The following is a 4,425-nucleotide window of genomic DNA, read 5'->3' as shown; positions in this document are numbered from 1 at the left end:
GAACGGTTGCCGCCCCCGCCACCGGAAAGTCACGTCGTTCCGGTACCGTGCCCTGCGGACATCGATCAACATTGAAGACAATTTGGAGTACGCGGTGGGTGTAGGCACTACGCCCGGCGACCGTCCGGTGGAGGACGGTGCGGGATACGCGGATGAGCGGGCCGCCTCGTTGCGCAGGATGTTCCCCAGCCGGCCCGGCGGATCCCGGCCGTTCCGGGCGCTGCCGCCCGAATCCCGGCCCTCCCTGGCGCCGTCGCCTGAACCGCGGCTCTTCCCGGCGCCGTCGCCCGAACCGCGGCCGTTCCTCGCGCCGCCGCCCGCATCCCGGCCGTTGCCGTCCCCGCCTCCGCCCCCGCCCCTTCCTGCCTCGCCGCCGGCCCCGCCCCGCCGCCGCGGGCGGTACCTGGCGTTCGCGCTGGTGGTCGTGCTCGCCGCCGTGGGCGCGGCGGTGGCCCTGCGGCTGCGTGCCCCCGGGCCCGCGGAGCCGCCGGTCGAGGTGGCGAAAGGGTTCCCCGCGGTGACACGCCCGTCGATCGGCCGGCCGTCGGCGCCGCCGCCGTCACGCGGCGCCGGATCCTCCGCGAACCGGCCGGCCGGGACGATCACCGGGTATTCGGCCTGCTCCACGGCCTACGCGGTGACGTTCAAGGCGACGTTCAGCGACGGATTCGTGTACCGGCACGTCTTCATAGACACCGACGGCGACGCGTCGACCGGCTACCGGATCGAGGGGATCGCCGGCGGGTTCGGGGCGGACTACCTGCTGGAGAACGACACGTTCCTCAAGTCCACCGGGGCGAACTGGGCGTGGGAGCCGATCGAGCGGGGCACCCCGCTGATCTCCGACACCGGCGGCACCCACATCTGGAAGGTACGGCCCGATCACGGCGGGGTGCGGGCCGTCTTCAACGGCTCCGACGGCGGCACGACCGAGACCTTCAGCCCGATCGTCCCGGTCAAGAAGTGCTGAGCGACCCTGTGGCGGCGTGACGCCCGCCGGTGATCGACCGGCTCGTGCACGGGGTGGACACCGCCGCCGACACGGTGCGGTTCCTGCGGGTGGAGCACGGTGGGATTCTCGGGTTCGGGGCGGTGTCGTCGTTCGTTCCGGTGTCGGCGGTCCGCGAGGTCACCCGGGAACGGGTGCACGTCGACAGCGCCAAGGAGCACATCGCCGGCGCCCCGGGATATCAGCCGGACCTCGTTCCGGAACACGAGTACTACGGGCGGGTCTACGAGCACTACGGGCACGAGCCGCACTGGTCGGCCGGTTACACGCAGGGCGGATTCCCGACCGGACCCGGTGTTCCGCCGCCGCGTCGACCGGGAACGCCCGGTCCGGTTCGTGTGAGAACCGCCTCGGTTCGACGGGCTCAGGCGAGACGGGCCAGGTGCAGGCCGCGGAGTTCGGCCTCGAAGGCGGGAACCGGGCCCTCGACGGGCACGCCCGGGGCGATCGCGTTGATCGGCAGCGGGGTGACCGGGCCGGGCGCGAGACCCCATTCGGCGCGCCAGGCGGTGAGCTGGGCGGTGGAGGCGGCGTACACGATGCGGCCGAGACCGACCCAGCCGTGACTGGCCGCGCACATCGGGCAGTGCTCGCCGGACGTGTACACCGTGGCGGTGGCGCGCTGCTGCGGGATCAGGTTGTTGGCCGCCCAGCGGGAGATCTCGAACTCCGGGTGCCGGGTCTCGTCGCCGTCCTTGACCCGGTTGCGGTCCTCGAACAGCACGGTGCCGTCGGCCGCGACCAGCACCGAGCCGAACGGTTCGTCGCCGTCGGCGAGAGCCTCCCGGGCCAGGTCGACGCAGCGGCGCAGGTGATGCAGATCGGTCTCGGTGATGGTCATGCCGAACATTGTCAGTGATGCGGCCGGCGATGGTGGCGGCGCAGGTACGGCCGGCTCTCCACCACGGCCAGGACCAGGGCGGTCAGGATCCCGACGGCGCTGATCGTCCAGAACAGGATGTCCACGGGGCGCCTCCTCTGCGATGCCGTGACCCACCCGGATTCCCCAGGCGGGTCACGGCAAACCGGGAGGAGTCGGTCAGGCGCGGGTGAGTTCGAGGACGGGGATCGTACGGATGCCCTCGGTCTTCTTGGCGTAGTCGGCGAAACTGGGGTAAAGCCGCGCCTGCTCGGCGAAGACCCGGTCCCGTTCGTCACCGGTCAGTTCGCGGACGGTGACCGGGTAGGAGCCGGTGCCGAGTTCGATCTCCGCCCGGCCGGCCGCGGTCAGGTTGTAGTACCAGGCCGGATGTTCGGGGGCGCCGCCCTTGGACGCGATGATGTAGATGATCTTCTCGTCGGTGTCGTGCGGCAGGTACATCAGCGGGCTGACCGTCTCCTTGCCGCTCTTGCGGCCGCGATGGTGGACGAGCACCATCGGCGCGTCGGCGAACGGACCGCTGACCCGGCCCTCGTTGGCCCGGAATTCCTCGATGACCCGAGTGTTCCAGTCGCTCATGCACATCTCCGTTCGATCGTGACCATCATGCGCCCCCTCGGCTGGTTCGCAGGGCAGCCTCAGCGCCGCTGAGGCAACCCTGACGAACAGCCGAGGGGGGTAACGGTACGAGAACGGATCACGGTGAACGGATGAGGGCTGTGCCGCGTACCACTGGCGGTAATGCAACCCGCCGGACCCGACACGCGTCATGCGGATGTGACCGGAGGGTTGTCGATCATCGTGGAGGCCGGGTTTGCTGCCGTCGTTTACCATCCGGACCCGTTGAAAACGCTACGGAATTACCTCGTGTCGCTGGCCGCGCTGCTCGCCGGGACGCTCGCCGGAACACCGGCGCATGCGATCGCCAACGGTGAGGCGGTGCCGGACGGGCGCTACCCGTTCGCTGTCAAGATCACCGAGCTGGGGATCCCGACCCCGGAGGGCGGCAAGCGGGACAGCTCCTGCTCCGGCGGGCTGGTCTCGCCGCGCTGGATCATCACGGCCGCGCACTGTTTCCGGGACGTGGACGGCAACCGGGTGTCGGAGATCGTCGCCGACCGGGTGATCGCCACGGTCGGGCGGGCCGACATCACCGGCCGGGGCGGCTTCACCATCGAGGTGGTCGAGGTGGTTCAGCACGGCGACGCGGATGTGGCGCTGGCCCGGATGAAACAGCCGGCCACCGGGATCACGCCGTTGCGGCTGAACGCCGCGGAGCCGGCCCAGGGGCAGAAGGCACGGCTCGTGGGGTACGGGTTCACCAGCAAGAACGCCAGCAAGACGCCGGACCGGGCCCGAACCGGAAGGTTCGAGGTGACATCGATCGACCCGACCGAGATGGGGCTGTCCGGGATCGCCCCGCGCAGCAACACCAGCCCGTGCGAGCGGGACTCCGGCGGTCCGTACTTCACCGAGGCCGCGAACGGGACGGCGACCCTCATCGGGGTGGTCAGCCGCGGGCCGGACTGCCCGCACACCGGGCCGGACATCGCCACCCGGGTCGACGCGATCGCCCCGTGGATCCGGTCGGTGATCAAGGAAGATCTGGCGGCGGCCAAGCCCGCGACGACCCGGAAACCGGAGTCGGCCCGGAAGCCGTCCGCCCGTACCCCCGCCGCGGCCGCCCCGGCCACCGCCGACGCCGCGCCCGCGTCGTCGTCCGTCGCCTCGTTCTCCCCGATTCTGCTCGTGGCGATCCCGGCGGCAGCCGTAGGGTTCGTGGCATTGCTGCTGTCCAACACCCGGAAGCGACGCCGGGGCGGTCATCGCCGCCGGAGATGAATGCCTGGTAGGGCCTTCTTAGGATCGGGTGATGCGGATTCGAGGGGTGGTGCTCGCCATGCTGCTGGCCAGTGGGGGCTGCGGGTCGCCGGCGCGGGAGCCGGTCGATCCGGCGCCCACCGGGACGCCGCCGCCCACCGTGCTCACCGCGACGTTCGAGGTGCGGGGCGCGATCCTGCACGTCGACTACGAGCTGGTCAACGAGGCGGGCGAGGATCTCGTGGTGCTGAACCGGCTGCCGGCCGGGCTGGACGACGACGGCACCTCGACCGCGCATGTGGTGGGTGCCGGCGCCGGCGGGCGGGTGGAGGTCACCACGCGTGCCTTCGCCCAGCCCGAGGGGTCGAAGATCAACTATGTCGCGGCGCCCGAGGTGGGCGGCACCGTCGTCGTGGCGGGCGGCTCGGTCGGCGGGGACGTCGAGGTGCCGTGGCCGTTGCGGCGCGACCATCCGTGGGGTGACGACTTCGGCGACGGCGTCGTGACCCTTGCGGACCCGGTGCGCGAGGTGGTGTTCTGCGTCGGTGTGATCCGCCGGGCCGAGCTGCCGGGCACCCGGGAGGAGAACGGCCCGGTGGTCACGCATTCCGCCGAGACCACCCGCGTCCAGCATGTCGCCTGCTCCACCCCGTTCACCCTCTGAAGATCTCTCCGGCTGGTTCTCACTGCTGTCTCGACGCCGGCGAGACAGCAA

5 protein-coding genes are annotated in these 4,425 nt (G+C 71.2%); 3 read left to right on the top strand and 2 right to left on the bottom strand.

Annotated elements, in window-relative coordinates; genetic code table 11:
• Window positions 1-94: 94 nt before the first annotated feature.
• Entirely contained in the window at window positions 95-970 is an 876-nt protein-coding gene (locus Aut01nite_RS42930) for a hypothetical protein (RefSeq protein WP_152628588.1), read from the top strand.
• A 403-nt stretch (window positions 971-1,373) separates the two neighbouring features.
• Here Aut01nite_RS42930 and Aut01nite_RS42925 read toward each other — a convergent pair whose 3' ends face one another.
• Both Aut01nite_RS42925 and Aut01nite_RS42920 read right to left on the bottom strand, forming a co-directional pair.
• A complete protein-coding gene (locus Aut01nite_RS42925; RefSeq protein ID WP_043524117.1) occupies window positions 1,374-1,850 on the bottom strand; it encodes a nucleoside deaminase in 477 nt (158 codons plus the stop codon).
• 198 nt (window positions 1,851-2,048) lie between these two features.
• On the bottom strand, window positions 2,049-2,468 hold the full coding sequence (locus tag Aut01nite_RS42920) for a nitroreductase family deazaflavin-dependent oxidoreductase (protein ID WP_043523950.1): 420 nt from the start codon (window positions 2,466-2,468) through the stop codon (window positions 2,049-2,051).
• A gap of 264 nt (window positions 2,469-2,732) precedes the next feature.
• Here Aut01nite_RS42920 and Aut01nite_RS42915 point away from each other — a divergent pair, with 264 nt between their 5' ends.
• On the top strand, window positions 2,733-3,731 hold the full coding sequence (locus Aut01nite_RS42915; protein WP_043524118.1) for a S1 family peptidase: 999 nt from the start codon (window positions 2,733-2,735) through the stop codon (window positions 3,729-3,731).
• Window positions 3,732-3,762: 31 nt separating this feature from the next.
• The gene (locus tag Aut01nite_RS42910; RefSeq protein ID WP_152628590.1) at window positions 3,763-4,374 is read left to right on the top strand and encodes a hypothetical protein; all 612 of its coding nucleotides are present in this window, start codon (window positions 3,763-3,765) and stop codon (window positions 4,372-4,374) included.
• Window positions 4,375-4,425 lie beyond the last annotated feature (51 nt).

The sequence above is a fragment of the Actinoplanes utahensis genome (assembly GCF_016862455.1).
In the GTDB taxonomy this organism is placed as follows: domain Bacteria; phylum Actinomycetota; class Actinomycetes; order Mycobacteriales; family Micromonosporaceae; genus Actinoplanes; species Actinoplanes utahensis.
The sequence above is the reverse complement of the archived record's forward strand: the minus strand, read 5'-3'. Positions and strand labels throughout refer to the sequence as shown.